Genomic DNA, 23,023 nt, shown 5'->3' on the forward strand with positions numbered 1-23,023 from the left:
TCGTTGGACATCCGTTGGTCGGCCATTCATCAGAGTGCTCTGAGCGTATCAGCCGACGTCAATCGACGTTCGTTCCAAAGGTGGCGGAGGGGGTGGGATTCGAACCCACGGTGGACTTGCGCCCACGCCGGTTTTCAAGACCGGTGCCTTAAACCACTCGGCCACCCCTCCGATCGGCGGGCACGCGTGACGCGCCCAAGCCATCGGATGCTAATCCGGGCGTCCGTCCTATCCGGTTCGACGGGCCGCCTCAAGCGCCCCCGGTGCTTAACCTGACGCTAAGCCGCATTTGTCATCTTTCAGGCATGCTTCGGCCCACCTGGCATGTTTCTTTGCTTGCTGAGGGTGCGCTGGGGCGGGCGTAGCGTATCGAGTAGGTTTGCGTAATGAGCAGAGGCCCTTACCTCCAGCAGGCCCGCCGCCTGATGCTGGTGACGAGCGCGGCAGCGCTGACTGCGGCCTGTTCAAGCGATCCCCCCGTGCGCACCGTTGGCGGTGTATCGCGATCCGTCTTCTCGGAAGATGAGTACGGCGTCCGCACCAGCCCACGCGTGGCATCCGTCAATGTTCCGAAGGGCGGAGGCGGCTATAAGCTTGGTTCGCCATACAAGGTAGCGGGCCGCTGGTACGTTCCACGCGAAGATCCCAACTACGAAGCATACGGGGTTGCGTCCTGGTACGGCGCCGATTTCCACGGCCGCCGGACGGCCAATGGCGAAGTGTTCGACGCCAACGCCTTGACCGCCGCGCATCCAACGATGCCGCTGCCGTGCTACGCCTACGTCACCAATCTCGATAACGGCAGGACGGTTCTCGTCCGCGTCAACGACCGTGGGCCATACGTCAACGATCGCATTATCGATATGTCGTATGCGGCGGCGAAACAGCTCGGATATACATCTCGAGGACGCGCCCGCGTCCGCGTCCGCTATGCCGGCCGGGCGCCGCTCAATGGCGACGACCGCTACGAACGTCAGTTCCTGGCGTCTCGGCCATGGCAGCAAAACACGGCTGTCGCTCTGGCGTCGCCGCGCGAGACCACACCCGCTGCGTACGGAAACGCACAATTGCCCGCCGATGCTTCGGATAAGTGGTCGCCGACCGCTTACCGCGCGCAACTCGCGGGAAAAACCATGCCGCAGCCGTCATATTCGAATGAGCAATCGCAGCCACTGGTGCAGACGGCAAGTATCGATGCCATGAACGACGGCCGCATGTCGCTTTCGACGTCGCGCTCCGATCCCTCGGCGCGTGCCGGGCGTACTTATGTTCAAGTCGGCATCTTCCGCGATCGCTCGAACGCCGAACGTCTGCGCCACGAGCTCGGCTCTCTTGGGTCAATCGAAGTGGCGCCGCTACAAGTCAACGACGGCGGCGAAGTCTATCGCGTCCGCGTCGGCCCGTTATCGCCGGATGCCGCGACGCGCGCGCAAACCCAGATTGCGACGTATGGCGTCTCCGACAGTGCAATCGTCACCGATTAGCCGCCTCCGCCGTCCGGTTGACCCTGACGCCGTAGGGCTCGATACTTGCGGCATCCGTTTTATGATGCCGCTCACGAGGCGGCCGACCAATCCCGGCGGGGCGTATGTTGAATAAAAGCCGCTTTTGGCTCGCTATCACGGCACTGATTGCCGGCTTTTTCGTCTCGACGGCTGAGCTTGCAGAGGCCGCGGACAGCGCCTTCACGACCAAGGCGCAGCGCGCCATCCTGATGGATGCGGAAACCGGCGCAGTCCTTTTCCAGCAGAACGCCGACCAGCTCGCACCACCTGCCAGCATGAGCAAGCTGATGACGCTTGCCGTGTTATTCCACGCCATCAAGTCCGGTCACATCAAGCTGACCGACGAGTTCGTGATGAGCGTCAACGCTTGGCGCAACGGCGGCGCGCCGTCCGGTACGTCGGCAATGATGGTCCCTGTCAACACCAAAGCAACCGTCAACGAGCTGCTCCAGGGCATTATCGTGCAGTCGGGCAACGACGCGGCAATGTGCATTGCTGAGGGGATGGCCGGCACCGAAGCGGCTTTCGCGCGCATGATGAATGAAGAAGCGCGGCGTATCGGCTTGACCAAGTCGACCTTCGCGAACGCAACGGGGCTCGGCGACCCGAACCACCTGATGACGGCGCGCGAATTGGCCATGCTCGCCCGCTACATCATCAGCGAATATCCGGACTTTTATCCCTTATTTGCGCAGAAGGAATTTCTCTATCGCAAGCATCGCTTCATCAACCGCAATCCGCTGCTGTCTGCAAACATCGGTGCCGACGGGCTGAAGACCGGACACATCGCGGCCTCTGGTTACGGCCTCGTCGGCTCGGCCGTCCAAGACGGCAAGCGGCTGATCGTCGTCGTCGGCGGTCTGGAAAAGGCGCCCCAGCGCAAGGACGAAGCCGTCAAACTTTTGGATTGGGGATTCAAGTCGTTCAGTGCGGTGCGCGTATTCGACGAAGGAGAGATCATCGGCAAGGCCCGCGTTTGGGGTGGCACGACGTGGTATGTGCCGTTGGCGGCAAAAGGCGAGGTCACGTTCACGCTGCCGAAGTATCCCGCCAATCAGCGGCTGTCGGCCGAAATCGTTTACAAGGCTCCGCTGAAGCCTCCGGTGAAGAAGGGCGATCAGGTCGCTACGTTGAAGATCTCGAGTTCGTCGAGCGCATCGACCGAAGTGCCGCTCTACGCGACCGAAGATGTCCGGAAAGGCGGTATCGTCAGACAAGGCATGGATTCGCTCGTGCTGATGGCCTTGCGCCGCTTGGCATTCTAGAATAGGCCGCCAATGGTCGAGGCGAGCCAATGAAACGCGGAAAATTCATCACATTCGAAGGCGGGGAAGGGGTCGGCAAGTCGACCCAGGCGAAGCGTTTGGCCGAGCGCATCAAACGAAACGACATCTCCGTCATCGTCACGCGCGAGCCGGGCGGCACGCCTGTCGGCGAGGACGTGCGCGGGCTCATTCTGAAGGATCGGCCAAAAGATCCCGTAACCGAGCTTCTGCTATTTGCCGCGGCGCGGGCCGAACACATGACGTCCGTCATCCGGCCGGCGCTCGACGAAGGCACGTGGGTGATTTCCGATCGCTTCATCGATTCAACGCGCGTCTACCAAGGCAAGCTCTACGGCCTCGAGCCCGAGTTCATTTCGCTTCTCGAGCGCTATACCGTGGCGCCCGACTTTCCCGATCTGACGCTGATCCTCGATCTGCCCGCCGGCGCCGGCGTCGAGCGAGCGCAAAGCCGCGGCACGCTCTCGCGCTACGATGCCGAGCGTATCGAAACCCACGAAGCACTGCGCAAGGGCTTCCTCGAAATCGCTACCGATGAGCCCAAGCGCTGCGTGCTGATCGACGCCAATCTGCCTGTCTCCAGCGTCGAAACGGCAGTCTGGCAGGCGGTGACGGCGCATCTTCTGGCAGAGGCCAGATAATGGCGCGAGCGCCACTTGCTACCGAAATAGAAGCGCTGCCCGAGGCCGATCGCCTTGACGATTTTCCGCACCCACGCGAGACGCGCGGGCTGTTTGGCCAGGACGTGGCCCAGGCCACGCTTTCCGAGGCGCTCGCGAGCGGCCGCATGCATCATGCTTGGCTCCTCTCGGGTCCGGCCGGAATAGGAAAAGCGACTCTCGCCTATCAGTTTGCGCGTGCCGCTCTGGCACGGCCTGAGGAGCGCGATCTGTTCGGGCAGGGCATGGCGATCGAACCAAACTCGCCGACGGATCGCCAGGTTCGCGTGCTTTCGCATCCGGGGCTACTCGTCATCCGGCGCACGTGCGATCCGAAGACGAAGCGCTTCTCGCAAACGATTGCGGTCGATGAAGTTCGCCGCCTCAGATCATTTTTGGCGTTGAGTCCGGAAGAGCAGGGCTGGCGCGTCGTCATCGTCGACAGCGCCGACGATTTGAATGCCAACGCCGCCAACGCGCTTCTGAAGTCGCTTGAAGAGCCGCCACAGCGAACCATCTTCCTGCTCATCACATCAGCACCGGGGCGGCTTCTGGCGACGATCCGTTCCAGATGCCGCGTCGTCTCAGCGACCCCACTTCACGAGACAGACCTGAAACGCGCCGCCGCCCAAGCGCTCACCACTGCCGGAAAAGCCGTGCCCGAAGAGCACGACTGGGAAGCGCTGTTGCCGCTTGCGGGGGGAAGCGTTCGCCGCGCGCTAACCTTGATCGGCGGCAACGGCCTTGCGATGCAGACGCGGATCGATCGCATCCTGAGCGGGCTGCCGAAACTCGATTTGAAGTCCGTGCATGCCCTTGCCGACGAACTGCAGAACCCGACGCAAGATCCCAAATTCCAGCTTTTCTTCGATCTCTACCAAGCGACCCTGGCGCGGCTCGTCTCGGCGCAGGCAACGGGGTCCGGCCGCGGTAGCGATATCACGCTGGCGCACCGGCTGATCGGACCCGATCGCCTTGCCACATTCGCCGAGCTATGGGAAACACTGGCCCGCGACAAGGCCGACGCGACCTCCCTGAACCTTGACCGCAAATCGCTCATCATCACAAGCTTCACCCGCCTCGAAGCGGCGAGCCGAGGCTGACCGGGACGCGCGTGTCCATCTCTTACGACTGACGAGGAACATCCCCAGAGTGGCGGAAAAATTTTACGTTACGACAGCGATTTCCTACCCGAATGGCGTGCCGCACATAGGTCATGCCTACGAGGCTATCGCGACCGATGTTATTGCCCGCTTCGAACGGCTCGACGGCAAGGACGTGTTCTTTCTGACAGGCACGGACGAACACGGGCTGAAGATGAAGCAGACGGCGGACAGGGAAGGGATCACGCCACGGGAACTCGCCGACCGCAACGCGGCGCGCTTCATCGACATGGCGCAGATGCTCGGTCTCTCCAACGACGATTTCATTCGCACGACGGAGGCGCGTCACTACGAAGCCTGCTCCGAGCTTTGGCGGCGCATGGAAAAGGCCGGCGACATCTTCAAGCGGATGTACGGCGGCTGGTACTCGGTACGCGACGAAACCTATTACAAGGAGAGCGAAACGGAGGTTCGCGACGGTGCTCGCGTAGCGATCGCGAGCGGCACGCCGGTCGAATGGAACGAGGAGGAAACCTACTTCTTCCGCTTGTCCGCATATCAGGACAAGCTGCTCGCCCATTACGCCGCAAATCCGGAATTCATCCTACCGCTCGAACGGCGCAACGAAGTCGTCAGCTTCGTCAAAATGGGTCTCGAAGATCTCTCGATCTCACGAACGACGCTCGACTGGGGCATCCCGGTGCCGGACGCGCCCGGGCACGTCATGTATGTGTGGATCGACGCGCTCAACAACTATGTGACGGCGACGGGCTTGCTCACCGAGCCGAATGGCCCGCGCGCCCACTATTGGCCGGCCGACGTTCACGTTATCGGCAAGGACATCGTCCGCTTTCATGCTGTTTACTGGCCGGCATTCCTGATGAGTGCCGGGCTCGCCCTACCGAAGCGGATTTTCGGCCATGGCTTCGTGCTGAACAAGGGTGAGAAGATGTCGAAGTCGGTCGGCAACGTGGTCGACCCGTTCGATCTCGTCAAAGCCTACGGCCGCGAACCTGTACGCTACTTTTTCATGCGCGAAGTGATGTTCGGACAGGACGGTAATTACACGCCCGAAGCGATCGTCAACCGCATCAACGCCGATCTCGCCAATAACCTCGGGAACCTGGCGCAGCGCTCGCTGTCGATGATCTTCAAGAACTGCGGCGGCGCCATTCCGGAGCCTGGGACGTTCACAGCGGAGGATCAGGCAATTCTCGATGCAACCGATGCGCTCTATGCGGCGGCGCGTGGCGAGATGGATCGCCAAAACGTCACGAAGTACCTCGATGCCGTCTGGAGTGTCGTCGCAGAGGTCAACCGCTACTTCGCGGCGGAAGAGCCGTGGGCGAAAAAGAAAACCGACCCGGCAAGGATGGCAACGATCCTCTACGTCACCGCCGAGTGCGTGCGTCAGTTCGCAATTCTTGCGCAGCCGGTGATGCCCGAATGTGCGGCGAAGTTACTCGACCTGCTTGCGGTCGCGCCGGAGGCCCGCGCGTTCGCGAGCCTTGGCAGCGAGGGACGTCTGGCGCCCGGAACGCAGATCCCCGAACCGCAGGGCGTCTTCCCACGTTACGTCGATCCGGCCGAAGCGGACAACGCGCCGCAAGGCGGACAGGCCAAGCAAAAGAGTAAAAGAGTCTGATGCTGGTCGATCATCATTGCCATCTCGATTTTCCTGAATTTGCGCCGGAGCTTGATCAGGTCGTGGCGCGGGCGCATCAGGCCGGCGTCGGCACTCTCGTCACCATTTCGACCCGCATCCGTCAGTTCGATAAGGTGCGCGCCGTCGCCGAGCGTTTCGACAACGTGTACTGCTCGGTCGGAACGCACCCGCACAACGCGCACGAGGAACTCGACATTCCGCTCGAGCAAATCGTCGAACTCGCGCAGCATCCGAAGGTCGTAGCCATCGGCGAAGCAGGCCTCGATTACTACTACAAGCATTCGACGCCCGAAGCGCAGGCCGAAGGCTTTCGCCGCCACATCGCCGCGGCGCGCCAAACCGGTTTGCCGCTCGAAATCCACACGCGCGAAGCCGATGACGATACAATCGCCATTCTGGAGGACGAGCACGCAAAGGGCGCCTTTCCGGCCGTGCTGCACTGTTTCACCGGCGGCCGTGAACTTGCGATGCGGGCGCTTGCCCTCGGTCTTTATGTGTCGTTCAGCGGCGTGCTGACGTTCAAGAAATCCGACGCGCTTCGCGACATCGCCCGCGATGTTCCGCTTGACCGATTGCTCGTCGAAACCGACGCGCCGTTCCTGGCACCCGACCCATTCCGGGGCAAACGCAACGAGCCGGCCCATGTTGCCCGCACGGCCGCCGTCCTCGCAAGCGTCAAAGGTGTTTCCGAAGAGGAGATTGCGCGCGTCACGACGGACAATTTCTTCCGGTTCTATGCCAAGGCCAAGCGCCCTGGCGCCTCGACAGTGGCGGACGGAGGGTCTGCCGCCGCATGACCTACCGATGTACGATCTTGGGGTGCGGCTCATCGGGCGGCGTGCCGCGCATTGGGATGACATGGGGCGCCTGCGATCCCGACAACCCGAAGAACCGCCGCTCGCGTTGCTCGGCGCTGATCGAGCGCAAAGGGCCGGGCGGGCAGACGGCCGTGCTGGTCGATACGTCTCCCGACTTTCGCGCGCAGATGCTCTCGACGCGGCTGACGGCGCTCGACGCCGTACTCTACACGCACGATCACGCCGACCACACCCACGGCATCGACGATCTGCGCATGGTGGCATTTTCGATGAGACGGCGCGTCGACGTCTACTTCGATGCCGCAACGGGCAAGAGCCTGAAGCATCGCTTTGGCTACTGCTTCGAAACACCGCCGGGCTCGCCCTATACGCCGATGCTCAATGGCCACGAGATCGATGGTGCGACGCCGGTCGCGGTCCAAGGCGGCGGCGGCACGATCACGGCGCAGCCCATTGCGCAATGGCACGGATCCATCACCTCGCTCGGCTATCGCGTGTCGAACCTCGCGTACTCGCCCGATATCAGCGATATCCCGGCCGAGTCGATTTCACTGCTCGAAGGTCTTGACGTTTGGATCGTCGATGCACTGCGCTACACGGGGCACGAAAGCCATTTCAGCGTCAAGCAGGCGTTGGCCTGGGTTGAACGCCTGAAGCCGAAGCGCACGATCTTAACGCACATGACGAGCGAACTCGATTACGCGACCCTTGCCCGCGACCTGCCGCAGGGCGTCGAACCGGCTTACGACGGTATGGTGGTCGAATTTACTTGACCGTGCGCGACGGTAAGGTGCTGACCACCTAATTTGAAGTTCATTCGCCATCGCCGGGCTTGACCCGGCAATCCAGAGATTACACGCTCAGCCCTGCGGCCGATCGAACCTTTCGGGGGGTATCATGCGCGGACTGAAACTTGCCGTTGGCGTTACTGCCATGTTCGCCGCATTGCACGTTCTCCCTATTGCGACCGATGCTCAAGCCCAAGCCGTCCGTCCGCGGATGGCAACGAACACACCGCGGCTGCAGCTCTTCCAGGGCGACGGCACGAACTTCATGCTCGTCGATCCGCTCTTTTACGAGATCAAGCGGACCGGCAAAACGATCACCGTTCCCGCCGGTTTCGTGACCGATTTCGCGAGCGTGCCCTGGTACGCTCGCTCGCTTATTTCTGTGCTGGGCCGGCACTCCATTCCGGCGATCGTGCATGACTATCTCTATTGGGAACAGCGCTGCACACGCGATCAGGCCGACGCCATTTTAAGAGAGGCGATGAACGAATACAGCTCATCGTGGCGCGATCAGATCGCGGTCGACTACGCCGTGAAGTATGGCGCTCAAGGCGCCTGGGATCAGAACGAGGCCGATCGCAAGAAGGGCTACATCAGGGTTCTGACCGGCGGTTACCAGAACATACCGTTGAACACGGACTGGGAGACGTACAGAGAGCAGCTTTTCAAGCAGCACGCTACCGAACCGCCCATCGGGCCCGGCGCGCCCGACTACTGCGAGCTGCCGGCGAAGTGACCGTCGCGCGTCACTTCCAGAGCCCGAAGTTTTCCCACTCATCTTCGGGAATTTCTGCTCCGAGCTGAAATTCGAAAGACGTCGCCTTCATCTGATCGTCCGTCACCGCGCATTTATATTTCAGCCGGTACCAACGATGATTGGCGCGGACCGCTGCGCCGTTAGCGGTGACGACATTGTTTTTAAAAGTGGCACGACTCTGGCTGCTTGCTTTAACGCGATCGACGCCTTTCAGGTGCTTGCCCTTGCGAACGGCGTCGAGGCCTCGAATATTGCAGGCTTGATGGGCGCGTTCCTCAGGTTCGAGCTTCAGCAATACGCGATCCATCGCAGCATCGGCGAACGCGTTCGATCCACTCACGGCCCAACTCAGAGCCATGAGCAGTAGAATAAAACCTTTCCTGTAGTGCATTCCGCTTTCTTCCCCCACCAATTCAAAACAGGTTCCCCACGGTCCTGAAACGGCCCCCCGGCCGCGCCAGCCAAAGCGCCCGCAGATGTGTCGGGAATGTGGCCGGAAGGTGTACGAGCCCCGCGTTGCTGCAATGCAAGGTCGAAACAAGCGGCCGTGCGATTTGCTCCGCCTACGCCGCTGCCTAATCGTGGAATCGATTTCTCAGAAGCTACAGGTCCGCATTCAGAATCGGAGATTCCGCTGCCGGGCCGTTGCGATGCGCCGATCTCCATTCGCGAAAATTCACGACCTCGCCGTTGCGCTGACTATGAGGAGAGGCGAGTTCCAGAAAAAGCGGTACCAGATCTTCGGGCGCCGGCAACGTCGACGCATCTTCGCCGGGAAACGCCTTGGCGCGCATCTGGGTGCGCGTGGCTCCGGGATTGATGAGATTGGCGCGAACGGACGTATTCACCAACTCTTCGGCCCAGGTTTTGACGAGAGCTTCAAGACCGGCTTTGGACGCCGCGTAGGCGCCCCAGTAAGCGTGCTTGCCGCTTGACGCACCCGACGTCACGAAAATTGCGCGGCCCGCGTCCGAGCGCTTCAGCAGCGGATCGAGTGTGCGGATGAGACGCCAATTGGCGTTGAGATTGATGTCGATCGTCGCGATGAACGCATCTTCTGTCGTATGACCGAGCGGCGAAAGCGGTCCGAGGATGCCGGCGTTGGCGACGAGAATATCGAGATGCTGCCAGCGCTGATAGAGCGTCGGGCCGAGTTGGTCGATCCGGTCGCCTTTCTTGAGATCGAGCTGCAGAAGCGTCGCTGCCCCGCCGGCCGCCTGTATCTCGTCATCAAGCGTTTCGAGCGCGCCGAGCGAGCGTGCCGCGACTACGACGTGGGCCCCGGCTTTCGCAAGCCCCAGCGCCACGGCCCGGCCTATGCCACGCGACGCGCCCGTGACGAGTGCGATGCGTCCGCTCAATGGGCCATCCGTCATACGCTATACCTAATTGCGATTTACCTGATCGGCCCGATCGGAGATCGTCAGCCGACTTCTGCAAGAAGCGAAAGCTGTCGAGGAATGGACTCGCCGTTGTGATCGGTAAGGCTGGTCGGGTAGTCGCCGGTGAAGCAGTGGTCGGTAAACTGCGGGGCGCGGTCGTCCCGGTGATCGAGACCGATGGCGCGATAGATTCCATCGACCGAGAGGAATGCCAAGCTGTCGGCTTCCATGAATTCGCACATTTCTTCGAGTGACAGGTTCGCAGCCAGCAAATCCTGCTTGCTTGGCGTGTCGATGCCGTAGAAATCCGGGTGCGTGATCGGCGGCGATGAGATGCGCATGTGAACTTCCCGCGCGCCGGCATCGCGGATCAGCTGCACGATTTTCTTCGATGTCGTGCCGCGGACGACGCTGTCGTCTATCAGCACGACCCGGTTGCCGCGAATGACTCCGGAATTCGCCGAATGCTTCAGCTTGACACCGAGCTGGCGGATGCGCTGCTCCGGCTCGATGAACGTGCGCCCGACGTAGTGATTGCGGATAATGCCGAGTTCGAAGGGAATATTGCTCTGCTGGCTGAAGCCGATCGCGGCCGCAACGCCAGAATCGGGAACCGGAACAACCACATCGGCGCCGACCGAAGATTCGCGCGCCAGCTCGATCCCCATCCGTTTGCGGATATCGTAGACGGTCTGCCCGCCGACGATCGAGTCCGGCCTTGAAAAATAGATGTACTCGAAAATGCACGGCCGCGCCGGGCGCATCGGGAAGGGCCGGTGGCTTTCGAGCCCCTGATCGGTAATGACGACGACTTCGCCATTTTCAACTTCGCGCAGGAACTCCGCGCCGACGATGTCGAGTGCACAGGTTTCGGACGCGAGCACGTAGGATGTCCCAAGCCGGCCGATGACCAGTGGCCGAATGCCAACCGGATCGCGCGCCCCGATCATCATATCGTTGGTCAGGCAAACGAGCGCATAGGAGCCTTCTATCTGACGGATCGCATCGACGAAGCGCTCGACGACGCGGCGCTTCTTCGAACGCGACAGGAGGTGGAGGAGGACTTCGGTATCCGAGGTCGATTGGCAGATCGCGCCTGAAGAGATCAATTCTCGCCGTAGCGTCAGGGCGTTGGTAAAATTGCCGTTGTGGGCAACGGCGAAACCGCCGGTATCGATATCTGCAAAGAGCGGTTGAACGTTTCGGATCAGCGGGTCGCCGGTGGTCGAGTAGCGATCGTGACCGATGGCCATACGGCCTTTCAGGCGGGCAAGAACGTTGGCTTTCGAGAAATTGTCGCCGACGAGACCCATGCGGCGTTCGGAGTGAAAGTTGTGGCCGTCGTAGGTGCAGATGCCGGCTGCTTCCTGGCCACGGTGTTGGAGTGCGTGGAGGCCGAGCGCGGTAATCGCCGCCGCATCAGGGTGATCGAAGATGCCGAAGACCCCACACTCCTCCCGCAGGCGATCGTCGCCGTAGCGGGTAAATGTGAGACCATCGATCGTGGTTACGCCGCCTTGATGTGCCAAAGGCACCTCCGCGTTTGGGCCGCCTCGATTACCCGAATACGCCGGGTCACGATATCCACACGCAATGCTGACACTCGATGCCGGTCGCGTCACACGCCCGTCATATAGTACCGTTGGCCTTTGATGACTAGCGCGACTGAACGCCCTCTTTGGTCAATAAATCCTTGTTGCCCGGGTTGGTCGGCCGGCGTTGTTCCGGGCGCGGTCGGCTGCGGTATGACCTGCAGCAGCACCGAGCGGATGCTTTCTCCCGTAGCCTTAACGTAGTCGCGGAAAAAGGCGTCGCGCACGATCGGGGCCTGCTTGTCCTTGTCGGGCGAGATGAAGGCTTCGTAGGCCATGTAGGGGATAACGAACAGCAGAAAGCCGCGCAGCACGCCGAAGATGAAGCCCAGGACGCGATCGATCATGCCGACTTGGCTGTCGAGAATGGCGTCGGAAATGCGAGCTGTGACCAAGTGGACGATGATGAGGACGATGAGCGCCACGACGAGCGCCACAGCCACCGTCGCGACCTGCGGCGGCATGCTCGTCTGAGCCGCAATGTCGGCGGTCATGTCCTTCTTGGTCGCGTAGATCCAGTACCCGACCCCGGCTGCGGCAATCCAGGACAGGATCGACAGCAATTCGCGGGCAAAGCCGCGGTACATCGCAAGCAATCCGGAAATGAAGGCGACCGCAATCAACGCAACGTCCAAATAAGTCAGCGGGCCGATCATGGCCGAAATCCCCCTATGATCCAGCGCCCCATAAGGCCGAGACTCGCTCGAAAGTTCAGTCGCATGGCGCCGTCGCCCCTGCAAGTGACTTGAGGTGTGCAACGCGGGATAACGACAACTTCAGGCCGGTCGCATCGGCGTCGCCGCTTTCGGGAAGAAAAGCCTGCCCAAATCCGAGCTTGGAGGCTTCCTTGAGACGAGTGGTCATCATGGCTGCGGCCCTGACCGCGCCGGAAAGCGAAACTTCGCCGAAGTAGACGGCGTCACGCGGCAGCGCAACACCCGAAATTGACGACAGAAGGGCCGCCGCGGCCGCAAGATCGGCGGCCGGTTCGGTAATTTTGAGGCCTCCTGCCACATTCAGGTAGACGTCGTGGCCTGCAAACGAGACGCCGCAGCGGGCGTCGAGCACAGCGAGAAGCATGGCGAGGCGGTTGCTGTCCCAGCCGACGACGGCGCGGCGTGGCGTCCCGAGGCCGGACGGCGCAACCAGGGCTTGAATTTCGACGAGGAGCGGCCGCGTCCCCTCGATGCCTGCAAAAACGGCGGCGCCGGGACTGACGCCGTCACGATCGCCGAGAAACAGTTCGGACGGATTCGCAACCTCCTGTAGTCCGCCCGTCACCATTTCGAAGACGCCGATCTCGTCGCTCGGTCCAAAACGGTTTTTGACGGCGCGCAGGATGCGATAGGAGAGGCCGCGGTCGCCTTCGAAGTAGAGCACCGTGTCGACCATGTGCTCGATGACCTTGGGACCGGCGATTTGACCGTCCTTCGTCACGTGCCCGACGAGCAGCAGCACGGAGCCCGCCATCTTCGCATACCTGATGAGCGCTTGCGCTGCAGCCCGCACCTGACTGACGGTCCCAGGCGCCGCATCGAGCGTATCTGCCCAGAGCGTTTGAATGGAATCGATGATGACCAGATCGGCCGGACGATCGTCGCCGAGCGTGGCGAGAATATTCGACAAGTTCGTTTCGGACGCGAGGCCGACCTGAGCGTCGGCAAGGCCAAGTCTTTCAGCGCGCAATCGCACCTGAGCGACAGCTTCCTCGCCCGAAAAATAGATCGACTTGCCGCCGCGCCGCGCCAAATGCGCCGCGACCTGAAGCAGGAGGGTCGATTTGCCGATGCCCGGTTCGCCACCAATGAGAATGGTCGAGCCCGGCACGACGCCGCCGCCCGTCACGCGGTCGAGTTCGGAAATGCCGCTCGAGAACCGCGGCGCTTCCTGGGTAGAGCCCTTCAATGTTTCGAGCTTGACGATGCGGCCCTTGCTTTGCCGCGTGACGCCGGAACCGGGCGGCGGACCGGCGTCCGTTTCCTCGACGAGAGTATTCCAGCCGTCGCAGGCGGCACACTTGCCCGCCCAGCGCGTCGCCGTGGCCCCGCACGCTTGGCAGACGTAGAGAGATTTCGAGAGCTTCGCCATGAACTACACCGGGTCATCCAAATAGAGCCGCGGAAAGCGGGGCCCAAGACGAGTCAAAATTTCATAACCGATCGTGCCGGCCGAAAAGCCCGCATCCTCGATCGAAATTTCATCGCAAACGAGCTTCGCGAATTCGCCGGGCATCGCGGCGCCCTCAGGCAGATCCGTAACATCGACGGTAATGAGATCCATCGAGACACGGCCGACCAGCGGCGCAAGATGGCCCGTGATCATCACATGCCCGCCCGGACGACCGTCGGGCGCGCTCGCGGTCCTCGGAATTCCATCGGCGTATCCGGCCGCAATCGTCGCGATGCGGCTCGGCCGCTTGGCGCGCCACGTCGCGGAATAGCCGACCGTTTCACCCGGCGCGACGTCGGCCACCGAGAGAATGCGCGCCGTGACCGTCACGGCGGATTTCACCGGTGCGGGCGCCATCTGCGAGGCCTGTCCGCCATAAAGCGCGTAGCCCGGCCGTACGAGATCGAAATGATAAGCAGGCCCGAGCATCAGTCCGTCCGAGGCAGCGAGACTTCTCGGCACGCCGGGAAAAAGGGCCGACAGAGTTTCGAAGGCCAGGAGCTGATCGCGATTTTTTGGATCGCGCGGATTGTCCGCCGAGGCGAGGTGGCTCATGACGAGATCAAGCTTGATGCCGGTCATCATGGAGGGGTCGGCGGCGAGATGGCGAACATCGCGCGCCGGCAGTCCGAGACGATTGAGCCCGGTATCGATATGCAACGCCGCTGAAAGTTTTTCCCCACGCGCCCGGCAGAGCGCCGACCACGCCACGACGTCGTCGAGCGTCGAGAGAACAGGCTTGACGCCAAGGCGCGCAAACACCGCGGCCGAATTTCCGACCAGCCCATCGAGAGCGTAGATTTCGGCTGTGGGCGCAAACTTGCGCGCCGTTTCCGCTTCGTCCGGCGTCGCGATAAAAAATGTCGTGCAGCCGGCCCGCATCAGCGCCGGCATAACCCGCTCGGCACCAAGACCATAAGCGTTGGCCTTGACAACCGCGCCGCACGCGGCGGGCGCAACCTTCGCCGCTAGCGCCTTCCAGTTGGCGCCGATCTGCCCGAGATCGATGGTGATCGTTCCCGTGGCGCTCGCAAGACTTTCCGGCATGCGCGCGCTCACAGTCATCTCATTCTTTCCACACGTGGATCGGTCACCGTCCGGGGATCATATAATCGCGCGCCAGATTGCCAAAGCGCGTGAATTGTCCCTCGAACGACAGCTCGACGGTACCGACCGGACCGTGCCGCTGCTTGCCGATGATGACTTCCGCTTTGCCGGAAGCCTGGCTCATCTTGGTCATCCAATCGGCAAATTCAGGCGTTCCTTCGGCAGGCTTGGTGCGTTCGATGTAATATTCCTCGCGGAATACGAACATCACGACGTCGGCGTCCTGCTCGATCGAGCCCGATTCGCGGAGATCGGAGAGCTGCGGGCGCTTGTCTTCGCGGTTTTCAACTTGGCGCGACAGCTGCGACAGCGCCATGACCGGCACATTCAGCTCCTTGGCCAGCGCCTTGAGGCCCGTGGTGATCTCCGTGATCTCCTGCACGCGGTTGTCGCTGCGTGATTTGGAGCCCGAAAGCAGCTGCAGGTAATCGACGACCAGCATGTCGAGACCGTGCTGGCGCTTGAGTTTACGCGCCCGCGCCGAGAGCTGCGCAATCGTTATGCCGCCGGTCTGGTCGATGAAGAGCGGAATGCGCGACATTTCAGAAGCGACTTCGGAAAGCTTGCGGAACTCGGCTTCCTCGATCATGCCGCGGCGGATTTTTTCCGAGCCGATTTCCGTCTGCTCGGAAAGAATACGTGTTGCCAACTGTTCCGACGACATTTCAAGCGAGAAGAACCCGACGATGCCGCCATCGACCGTTTCCATCGAGCCGTCGGCGCGGCGTTCACCGCGATAGGCCTTCGCGACGTTGTAGGCGATGTTCGTCGCCAACGCGGTTTTACCCATCGACGGCCGGCCCGCGAGGATGATGAGGTCGGAACGTTGAAGGCCGCCGAGCTTATTGTCGAGATCGGCAAGACCCGTCGCCGCGCCCGAAAGATGGCCCGAGCGCTGGAAGGCGCTGTTCGCCATTTCGATGGCGTTCGTGAGGGCTGAGCGGAACGTCTCGAAGCCCTTGCCATATTTATTCTGCTCGGCGAGCGAATAGAGACGGCTCTCGGCTTCTTCGATCTGTGCCTTGGGCGCCTGGTCGACGGCGCTCTCGTAGGCCGTATTCACCATGTCCTCGCCGATGACGATCAAGGCTCGCCGCGTCGCGAGGTCGTAGACCGTGCGGCCATACTCGGCGGCGTTGATGATCGTCGTGGCGTTGGCGGCGAGCCGGCCGAGGTACTGCGGCACGGTCATATTCGCGTCGATCGGCTCGACGTTCTCGAAGAACGTCTTGACCGTGATCGGCGTCGCGGTTTTGCCGGCGTGGATCAGCGTCGCGAGCGTCTCGTAAATGCGCCCATGAAGTGCATCGAAAAAATGATCGGGAGAAAGAAAGCCCGACACACGGTCGAGCGCTTCGTTGTTGACGAGGATTGCACCGAGCAACGCCTGCTCGGCTTCGAGGTTGTGCGGTGCTTGCCGGAATGCCAGTGGTTCAAGAGCCGAAGCGGCTTGCTTGAGATTTTCGGTCGCGAGGACTGCGGGATTTGCCATGCAGCGGACGCTAACTGATTCCAAGGCGCGTCTCGTCTCGCTGCTCCTACAACCTCTAATCCATCCCCGCTATCAACATGCCTCGCGGGAAAGGCTTGGCCGTGTGAAATGCGCAACGGCCAAGCTTTGTGGATCGGGCTTCCGCCTCCGTGAAACGGACGGACGCCCGACGTAAGCTCCGAGATTAGTTCGAGTCTTCCGACGATGTCGCGGCATGGCCTTCCTCGAAGGCTGAGTCCGGATCGAAGGTTTCGAGTTCGAGAGCTTCGCCCTTGACGACCGCGACATTCTCGCCGCGGGATTGCTTGTCGGCCTCGTCCTGAGAACGCGCAATGTTCAGCGACACCGTGCTCACGACTTCTGGGTGAAGTTGAACCCGGGCTGGCGTCAGTCCGAGAGACTTGACCGGCTTGTCGAGCACGATCTGGTTGCGATCGACGGTGAAGCCGCCTTCGCTGATCGCAGCCGCGATGTCGCGTGTCGAAACCGAACCGTAAAGCTGACCCGTATCGCCGGCCGCCCGGATAATGACGAACGACTTGCCTTCGAGCTTGGCGGCAACGGCCTCAGCTTCTTTCTTGTGGGACAGGTTGTCGGCTTCGAGCTGTGCCCGGCGGCCTTCGAACACCTTCTTGTTTTCGTCTGTTGCGCGCAGCGCCTTCTTCTGCGGCAGAAGGAAGTTACGAGCGTAGCCGTTCTTGACGTTGACGACGTCGCCCATCTGGCCAAGGCGGCCGATGCGCTGAAGCAGAATGACTTGCATGGATGCGTCTCCTTTTGTGTTCGTGGATCAGGTTTTCAATTTCGGGGATTGGGAGGTCCGCCGATGGCGGCTCGGTAGTGGAAGATCGTTTCGGCAAGACCGGCGAGCGCCAGCAATAAGCCAACATGCGGAATGAAGACGATCGCGGTGTAAAGAGCCGCGAGAATGAAGCCTTGCCACGGCGTGCCGCGCGTCAGTGTGTGCGCCACGGCCAGGCCGACGAGTCCGAAGGCCAGCGCGAACGGAGCTGCGATACCTGACGCCATGAGACCCGCGATGCCGTCGACGAACGATAGGCCCAGCGCCACCAGCAAGGCGAATATGGCGCTACCCGGCATTGAGAAGTTTGCGAGATCGGGCCACGGACGTTTCAACCGGCCGGACGCCAGCGTGATGCGTCCTGCAAGCCAGAGATTTAAGAGGATTGTCCCCATCGCCAGCAGGCCGAGAGCCCAGGGCAACGACGACAGCGTCGTGCGCGTGACCTCGTCGATCTCGGCGGCGGTGATGGCCGGCGCCCCTGGAATGCGGGACAGCTCAGTCTTGACGAAACTCTCGACGACACCGCGCAGCAACTTGGTCAGCGTTTCGACTTCGCCGCCCATCAGAATGAGCGCCATGATCGCAAACATGCCGGCAAAAACTGCGGCGACGGCAACGACGCGCCCGATCGGGTACCATTCGCGCTCGCCGTCCGAGTCCCGGCTGAGCACCGCGAGCCGGGTGCATACGAGTGCCGGAAGCGCCGTGCTGATCGCGTAAACCTCTGCCGCCAGCGGGTTTGCAATCAACAATACGATTGTCGTCGCGGTGATGCCGGCGATCGCGGTCGCGACCGTGCCAAGCCCAAGTCCGGCGAGATAGAGCGACAGGGGGGTGAGGAAAAAAAGCACGACGCGCAGCAGCATCGCGCCGGTCGTCGCGGACGCAAAGACGACGGCCGAGATGATCCCGGCCGCGAGTGAAAGCATAAAAACATTCGTCGGCATTGTGCTGTCCCGCATGAGAGCGGTTAGAGCCGGATCCGGTTGCCCGTTCCGACCCAACGGATTGAATGACTCCCTCTCCCCTTGGAGAGAGGGTCGGGGTGAGAGGACGTTCTCCCCTCATCCGGCCTTCGGCCATCCTCTCCCTTTGGGGAGAGGGAGAAGCCTACTTGATCACGTACGGCAGCAAACCGAGGAACCGCGCACGCTTGATTGCGCGGGCGAGTTCACGCTGCTTCTTCGCAGACACCGCGGTGATGCGGCTCGGAACGATCTTGCCGCGCTCCGAAATGTAACGTCCGAGGAGGCGCACGTCCTTGTAATCGATCTTCGGCGCGCCGGCGCCCGAAAACGGGCAGGTTTTGCGGCGGCGCTGGAAGGTGCGGCGAGCAGGGGCGCCGGTCGAAGCGATTTCAGCCATGGGTTAGCCCTCCGAGCCAGGTGTTGAATCGCGTGGCGGACGCGGCGCGCGTGGTGCCTCTCCTTCGCGTGGCGGACGCGGACCACGATCGCCGCCTTCGCGGGGTGGACGCGAGCGGAACGTCGAGCCGCCTTCGCGACCTCCGAAACCGCCACGCGGCGGGCCACCACGGCCACCGCCGAAGCCCCGATCACCACGGTCGCCGCGCTCGTCGCGATCCTGCTTGCGCATCTGAGCGCTGGGCTCGGTCTCGAGTTCGTCGACGCGAACAGTGATGAAACGGATGACGTCGGCATTGATGCCCATGCGCCGTTCCATCTCGGTCACGGCAGCCGGGGGCGAGTCGATATTGAAGAAGGCGTAGTGAGCCTTGCGGTTTTTTTTGATTTTGAAAGCGAGGGTCTTCAGTCCCCAATACTCTTGCTTGGTGACTTTGCCCTTGCCTTCTTCGACGACGCCCTGGAATTCTTTCATCAGAGCTTCGACTTGGGCTTGGGTAACGTCCTGGCGCGCCAGGAACGTATGCTCGTAGAGCGGCATACGAGTTGGCCTTTCGGTTCGAGTTGTGCCGCGCGTCTCAACGCAGCTCTTTATCCCTCCGGCGCAAAGCCCCAATCAGGCCCGAGAAAGGCCCATCTGGTACCCAATAGGAGAAGACACTGGGGGACGGTGCTCGAAAAGCGCCTCTCAAATCGATCAGCCGGATAGCCGATGCAACTTGAGCCCCCGTTCAGCCTCCAACCGGAGCGGGTTTGGCCGCTTATACAGGATTTCCGGCAAGCAGCAAGCGGCAGGCCTGCGCCACCTTGCAGCGTTCAAATTTCCTGGTCGGCAGCGATGCCAATGCCACGCCTAGATAACGGGAATCATGGCTAATTGACTGGCCGGCGCCAATCCGGCGCGTTCAGGGAGATCTGACAACAATGAAGTTTGCAGCCTATACCGAGGAAACCATTTGGGCGGTCGAGGAGACCGAGGCCGCGGCGCGTTCCGAGGGCGAAGCGTCGATGCGCGACAATGACGCCTCTGCCAAGCTTGCCGAAATGAAAATCGCTCCCATCGATGACGATCTTGTCGAAGCCCTGGCCAACGCCGAAGCGGGCGGCGGGGAAGTGTTATTCGATCTGATCGACGGCGAACTGTGCGAAGTCGAAACGGTCGAAAGCTGACCTAACGGCTGGCGCAACCCACCCATACGCTTCGGCCGGGCGGACTGCCGGGTCAGTTATTGTGTGTGTCGCGCCAGTTCTCTAAATCTCGGCGAATGAGCCCAGCGCAAGAGCGTCGCGTTCTCGCGGCGCTTCTCTTCGGCAACTTCGTTACCGGAACTGGCATCCTGCTACCCGCGGGCATGCTCGGTGACTTGGCGCATGGATTTGACGTCAGTCTTCCGCGTGCCGGATTGCTGTTGCTGGTCAGCGGTGTCGTGGTCGCGCTGGGCGCGCCGCTTGCCGCCGCATTCACCAGCGCCGTCGACCGCCGATGGCTGCTGGCCGCATCGATGCTGCTTTATGCCGTGTGCCATATGGCGTCCGCACTGGCACCCAATTTCGCCGTGCTCCTCGCCGTCCGAATTGTGCTGGCGATCCCGGCGGCTATCTTCACCCCGCAGGCGGCGGCGACGGTCGGCGCACTGCTTCCAGCCAAGCGCCGGGGCAGTGCGATTACAGTCATCTTCATCGGCTGGTCGCTGGCGACGGTCGGCGGCATGCCGCTCGGCGGCTACGTCGCGCACACGCTTGGCTGGCAAGTCGCATTCCTCATCGTCGCGGCATTATCGATAGTGGCGTTGCTTGGCGTTTGGCTGACGGTACCGCGCGGCGTCAAGATTGCGCCGTTGAATGTCGCCTCGTGGCGGCGGGTCTTGACCAGCCAGGCGCTGATGACCGTGCTGCTCGTCACCGTGCTCAATGGCACGGGTCAATTCACGTTCTTCACCTATCTGGCGCCGTCGTTGAAAGCATCGCTGTCCGACAACGCCGAACTGCTGACGATCGTTCTGGCGTGGTACGGCACGGTGGCGACGCTTGGCAACGTCCTGGTGACCCGAGCTGTCCAACGGATAGGTGCGCCGCGATCGGCACTTTTTGCGTTTCTCGTCATGTCGGCAGGCTTGATCGTTTGGGGCGCCGCCGCAACTTCCCTGTGGGCCGTACTGGCGGGGGCGACGCTCTGGGGTCTTGGAACATTTGCCGCGAACTCCGTTCAGCAGGCCCGGCTTGCCTGTATTGCTCCCGAGCTGACCTCGGCTTCGATCGCGCTCAACACGTCCGCAATCTATTTCGGACAGGCGGCCGGCGCCGGTATCGGTGGAACGCTGATCTACGTCGGCCTGATGCTCGAACTGCCGTTTGTCGCCGCCGCGATTCTGCTCGTTGCAGTTGCCGCTTCGCTCGTCGCTCAACAATGGGAACGGTGAGAACGAGGCGAGGGGAGCACGCATCGCAGCCCGGAGGCGCCTTGCCTTGACACGAGCGGGCAGGGAGTGGACTAAGGCCGCCGAAATCGTCACAGAAGCCCCAATCGGCGGCACTCTCGAACGACAGGGACTCACAGTCACTTATGGCACGCGCATTCATCTTTCCGGGTCAGGGCAGTCAGGATGTCGGCATGGGCAAGGCGCTTGCCGATGCCTTCCCGTCGGCGCGCGCCGTCTTCGACGAAGTCGATGATGCGCTGGGACAAAAGCTGTCCGTCATCATGTGGGAAGGCCCGAAAGAAACGCTGACACTCACCGAAAACGCTCAGCCCGCACTGATGGCCGTATCCATGGCCGTCATGCGCGTGCTCGAGACCGAAAAGGGCTTCGCACTACCGGGTAACGTAACGTTCGTCGCCGGGCACTCGCTCGGAGAATATTCCGCCCTCGCGGCTGCGGGTGCATTTTCGCTCGCCGACACCGCGCGGCTGTTGCGGATTCGCGGTCAGGCGATGCAGAAGGCCGTGCCCGTGGGCGTCGGAGCCATGGCGGCGCTGCTCGGGGTTGGCATCGACGTTGCGGCAAAAGTCGCGGCCGAAGCCGCGCAGGGCGACGTCTGTCAGGTTGCCAACGACAACGAGCCGACGCAGGTCGTACTGTCGGGCCACAAGAGCGCCATCGATCGCGTTGCCGACATCGGCAAGAAATACGGCGTCCGCCGCGCGGTGCCTCTACCTGTCTCCGCGCCCTTCCATTGTGCGCTGATGCAGCCTGCGGCCGACGCGATGGCGGAAGCCTTGGCGAATGTCGCCGTGCGCGCCCCTTCTGTGCCCGTCGTTGCAAATGTCTTGGCGCAGCCGATTTCAGATCCGGACGAAATCAGAAAGCGATTGGTCGAGCAGGTGACCGGCACGGTTCGCTGGCGCGAGTGCGTCGCGACGATGGCAGCAAACGGCATCACCGATTTTTACGAAATCGGCGCCGGCAAAGTTCTAGCAAGCCTCATCAAACGCACGGCGGGCACTGCGAATGCGTCGAGTCTCGGAACACCGGCCGACATCGAACTCGCTTGGAACTCTCTCTCTCCGTCGTGACCCGAAGACCGCTTTTCGCGTCACGACCAGCATAAAGGAAACGTCATGTTCGATTTGACAGGCAAGACCGCGCTCGTAACCGGCGCAAGCGGCGGCCTTGGCGCCGAGATCGCGCGCGTCTTTCACAAGGCCGGCGCAACGGTCGCCATTTCTGGCCGCAAGCTCGAAGCGCTCGACGCCTTGGCCAAGGAACTCGGTGACCGCGTTCATGTCGTTCCATGCGACCTTGCCGACCGCACCAGCGTTGCAAAGCTGATCGACGAGGCAGTCAAAGCACTCGGTGGCCGACTTGATATTCTCGTCAACAACGCGGGGCTGACCAAAGACAATCTGTTCATGGTGATGAAGGACGACCAGTGGGACGACGTCATTGCCGTCAACCTGACGTCGACGTTCATGCTTTGCCGCGCTGCCTCGCGCCACATGATGCGCTCGAAGACAGGGTATGGCCGCATTATCAATATCGCATCGGTGTCGGGCGTTTTCGGCAACCCTGGACAGGGCAACTACGCGGCTTCGAAAGCCGGCACGATCGGCATGACGAAATCGTTGGCAAGAGAGGTCGCGTCGCGCGGCATTACCGCGAATTGCATCGCGCCGGGCTTTATAAAAACGGCGATGACCGATGTTCTGACGGACAAGCAGAAGGGCGAGATCGCACAGATCATTCCGGCGCAACGCTTCGGCGACCCGTTGGACGTCGCGGCCGGCTGTCTCTATCTCGCTTCGAACGAGGGTGGCTATATCACCGGCCAGACGCTGCACATCAACGGCGGCATGGCGATGGTCTGAGGCCTTTGCATCCTTGCGATGGTAAATGAAGAGGAGCCGTATTATGGGCATTTCTGCTTACTATTCGGCTGCTTCTCGGCTGCGTCACCCTGCGCTTTGCAAGGCTGGTGAAGTGTGTTAACGACACCACGGTTTTGAGGCGTGAAGGCCACGCCATCGGGACGGTGCGGACCTGGGGAAAACCCCGAGCCGCGCGACGTCTGGTCGGTGCCTCAGCGTAAGACTCG

At 61.8% G+C, this 23,023-nt stretch carries 23 protein-coding genes and 1 tRNA gene; 12 read left to right on the forward strand and 12 right to left on the reverse strand.

Going from position 1 to position 23,023, the window contains the following annotated elements; all coding sequences use genetic code 11:
- Nucleotides 1-81 precede the first annotated feature (81 nt).
- A tRNA-Ser gene (locus VN623_RS11640) sits at nucleotides 82-171 on the reverse strand.
- Nucleotides 172-386: 215 nt separating this feature from the next.
- On the opposite strand from VN623_RS11640, the gene VN623_RS11645 reads away from it, so the two are divergent.
- From VN623_RS11645 to VN623_RS11680, 8 genes are all read left to right on the forward strand, one after another.
- The gene (locus tag VN623_RS11645; RefSeq protein WP_325571157.1) at nucleotides 387-1,484 is read left to right on the forward strand and encodes a septal ring lytic transglycosylase RlpA family protein; all 1,098 of its coding nucleotides are present in this window, start codon (nucleotides 387-389) and stop codon (nucleotides 1,482-1,484) included.
- A gap of 104 nt (nucleotides 1,485-1,588) precedes the next feature.
- The gene (locus VN623_RS11650; RefSeq protein ID WP_325571158.1) at nucleotides 1,589-2,770 is read left to right on the forward strand and encodes a D-alanyl-D-alanine carboxypeptidase family protein; all 1,182 of its coding nucleotides are present in this window, start codon (nucleotides 1,589-1,591) and stop codon (nucleotides 2,768-2,770) included.
- Between the two features lie 29 nt (nucleotides 2,771-2,799).
- Nucleotides 2,800-3,429 carry a dTMP kinase gene (gene tmk / locus VN623_RS11655; RefSeq protein ID WP_325571159.1) on the forward strand — a complete coding sequence of 210 codons (630 nt, stop codon included), beginning with the start codon at nucleotides 2,800-2,802 and terminating at the stop codon, nucleotides 3,427-3,429.
- Nucleotides 3,429-4,550 carry a DNA polymerase III subunit delta' gene (locus VN623_RS11660; protein WP_325571160.1) on the forward strand — a complete coding sequence of 374 codons (1,122 nt, stop codon included), beginning with the start codon at nucleotides 3,429-3,431 and terminating at the stop codon, nucleotides 4,548-4,550. Before tmk ends, VN623_RS11660 begins: the two co-directional genes overlap by 1 nt.
- Before the next feature lie 49 nt (nucleotides 4,551-4,599).
- The gene (gene metG / locus VN623_RS11665) at nucleotides 4,600-6,195 is read left to right on the forward strand and encodes a methionine--tRNA ligase (protein WP_325571161.1); all 1,596 of its coding nucleotides are present in this window, start codon (nucleotides 4,600-4,602) and stop codon (nucleotides 6,193-6,195) included.
- On the forward strand, nucleotides 6,195-7,013 hold the full coding sequence (locus tag VN623_RS11670; RefSeq protein WP_325571162.1) for a TatD family hydrolase: 819 nt from the start codon (nucleotides 6,195-6,197) through the stop codon (nucleotides 7,011-7,013). The genes metG and VN623_RS11670 overlap by 1 nt, the downstream gene beginning before the upstream one ends.
- The gene (locus VN623_RS11675) at nucleotides 7,010-7,807 is read left to right on the forward strand and encodes an MBL fold metallo-hydrolase (protein ID WP_325571163.1); all 798 of its coding nucleotides are present in this window, start codon (nucleotides 7,010-7,012) and stop codon (nucleotides 7,805-7,807) included. Before VN623_RS11670 ends, VN623_RS11675 begins: the two co-directional genes overlap by 4 nt.
- Before the next feature lie 124 nt (nucleotides 7,808-7,931).
- Nucleotides 7,932-8,558, forward strand: coding sequence for a DUF1353 domain-containing protein (locus tag VN623_RS11680; RefSeq protein WP_325571164.1), 627 nt, complete (start codon nucleotides 7,932-7,934; stop codon nucleotides 8,556-8,558).
- Between the two features lie 10 nt (nucleotides 8,559-8,568).
- On the opposite strand, the gene VN623_RS11685 is transcribed toward VN623_RS11680, so the two are convergent.
- From VN623_RS11685 to rpsF, 11 genes are all read right to left on the reverse strand, one after another.
- Nucleotides 8,569-8,970 (reverse strand): DUF930 domain-containing protein, encoded by a 402-nt coding sequence (locus VN623_RS11685; RefSeq protein ID WP_325571165.1) that lies wholly within the window; start codon nucleotides 8,968-8,970, stop codon nucleotides 8,569-8,571.
- A 211-nt stretch (nucleotides 8,971-9,181) separates the two neighbouring features.
- Nucleotides 9,182-9,955: an SDR family NAD(P)-dependent oxidoreductase gene (locus VN623_RS11690; protein ID WP_325571166.1), complete on the reverse strand. Its 774-nt coding sequence runs from the start codon at nucleotides 9,953-9,955 to the stop codon at nucleotides 9,182-9,184.
- A 47-nt stretch (nucleotides 9,956-10,002) separates the two neighbouring features.
- On the reverse strand, nucleotides 10,003-11,490 hold the full coding sequence (gene purF, locus VN623_RS11695; protein ID WP_325571167.1) for an amidophosphoribosyltransferase: 1,488 nt from the start codon (nucleotides 11,488-11,490) through the stop codon (nucleotides 10,003-10,005).
- An 89-nt stretch (nucleotides 11,491-11,579) separates the two neighbouring features.
- On the reverse strand, nucleotides 11,580-12,209 hold the full coding sequence (locus VN623_RS11700) for a CvpA family protein (RefSeq protein ID WP_325571168.1): 630 nt from the start codon (nucleotides 12,207-12,209) through the stop codon (nucleotides 11,580-11,582).
- Nucleotides 12,210-12,264: 55 nt separating this feature from the next.
- Nucleotides 12,265-13,641 carry a DNA repair protein RadA gene (gene radA, locus VN623_RS11705; RefSeq protein ID WP_325571169.1) on the reverse strand — a complete coding sequence of 459 codons (1,377 nt, stop codon included), beginning with the start codon at nucleotides 13,639-13,641 and terminating at the stop codon, nucleotides 12,265-12,267.
- A gap of 3 nt (nucleotides 13,642-13,644) precedes the next feature.
- Nucleotides 13,645-14,787 (reverse strand): alanine racemase, encoded by a 1,143-nt coding sequence (gene alr / locus VN623_RS11710; RefSeq protein WP_325571170.1) that lies wholly within the window; start codon nucleotides 14,785-14,787, stop codon nucleotides 13,645-13,647.
- Between the two features lie 25 nt (nucleotides 14,788-14,812).
- Nucleotides 14,813-16,321, reverse strand: a complete 1,509-nt coding sequence (locus VN623_RS11715) for a replicative DNA helicase (protein WP_325571171.1) — start codon at nucleotides 16,319-16,321, stop codon at nucleotides 14,813-14,815.
- A gap of 184 nt (nucleotides 16,322-16,505) precedes the next feature.
- Complete coding sequence (gene rplI, locus VN623_RS11720; RefSeq protein WP_325571172.1) at nucleotides 16,506-17,084, reverse strand: 50S ribosomal protein L9; 579 nt, start codon at nucleotides 17,082-17,084, stop codon at nucleotides 16,506-16,508.
- 35 nt (nucleotides 17,085-17,119) lie between these two features.
- Nucleotides 17,120-18,073: a DUF2232 domain-containing protein gene (locus VN623_RS11725; RefSeq protein WP_325571173.1), complete on the reverse strand. Its 954-nt coding sequence runs from the start codon at nucleotides 18,071-18,073 to the stop codon at nucleotides 17,120-17,122.
- A gap of 163 nt (nucleotides 18,074-18,236) precedes the next feature.
- Nucleotides 18,237-18,491, reverse strand: a complete 255-nt coding sequence (gene rpsR / locus VN623_RS11730) for a 30S ribosomal protein S18 (RefSeq protein WP_325571174.1) — start codon at nucleotides 18,489-18,491, stop codon at nucleotides 18,237-18,239.
- Nucleotides 18,492-18,494: 3 nt separating this feature from the next.
- Nucleotides 18,495-19,031 (reverse strand): 30S ribosomal protein S6, encoded by a 537-nt coding sequence (gene rpsF / locus VN623_RS11735; protein WP_325571175.1) that lies wholly within the window; start codon nucleotides 19,029-19,031, stop codon nucleotides 18,495-18,497.
- A 383-nt stretch (nucleotides 19,032-19,414) separates the two neighbouring features.
- On the opposite strand from rpsF, the gene VN623_RS11740 reads away from it, so the two are divergent.
- The 4 genes from VN623_RS11740 (at nucleotide 19,415) to fabG (ending at nucleotide 22,796) form a co-directional block, all read left to right on the forward strand.
- Nucleotides 19,415-19,660, forward strand: a complete 246-nt coding sequence (locus VN623_RS11740; protein WP_325571176.1) for a hypothetical protein — start codon at nucleotides 19,415-19,417, stop codon at nucleotides 19,658-19,660.
- 95 nt (nucleotides 19,661-19,755) lie between these two features.
- On the forward strand, nucleotides 19,756-20,910 hold the full coding sequence (locus VN623_RS11745; RefSeq protein WP_325571177.1) for an MFS transporter: 1,155 nt from the start codon (nucleotides 19,756-19,758) through the stop codon (nucleotides 20,908-20,910).
- A gap of 143 nt (nucleotides 20,911-21,053) precedes the next feature.
- A complete protein-coding gene (gene fabD / locus VN623_RS11750; RefSeq protein WP_325571178.1) occupies nucleotides 21,054-22,004 on the forward strand; it encodes an ACP S-malonyltransferase in 951 nt (316 codons plus the stop codon).
- Between the two features lie 45 nt (nucleotides 22,005-22,049).
- Nucleotides 22,050-22,796, forward strand: coding sequence for a 3-oxoacyl-[acyl-carrier-protein] reductase (gene fabG, locus VN623_RS11755; protein ID WP_325571179.1), 747 nt, complete (start codon nucleotides 22,050-22,052; stop codon nucleotides 22,794-22,796).
- The last annotated feature ends 227 nt before the right edge of the window (nucleotides 22,797-23,023 follow it).

The organism is Hyphomicrobium sp. (genome assembly GCF_035572195.1).
In the GTDB taxonomy this organism is placed as follows: domain Bacteria; phylum Pseudomonadota; class Alphaproteobacteria; order Rhizobiales; family Hyphomicrobiaceae; genus Hyphomicrobium_B.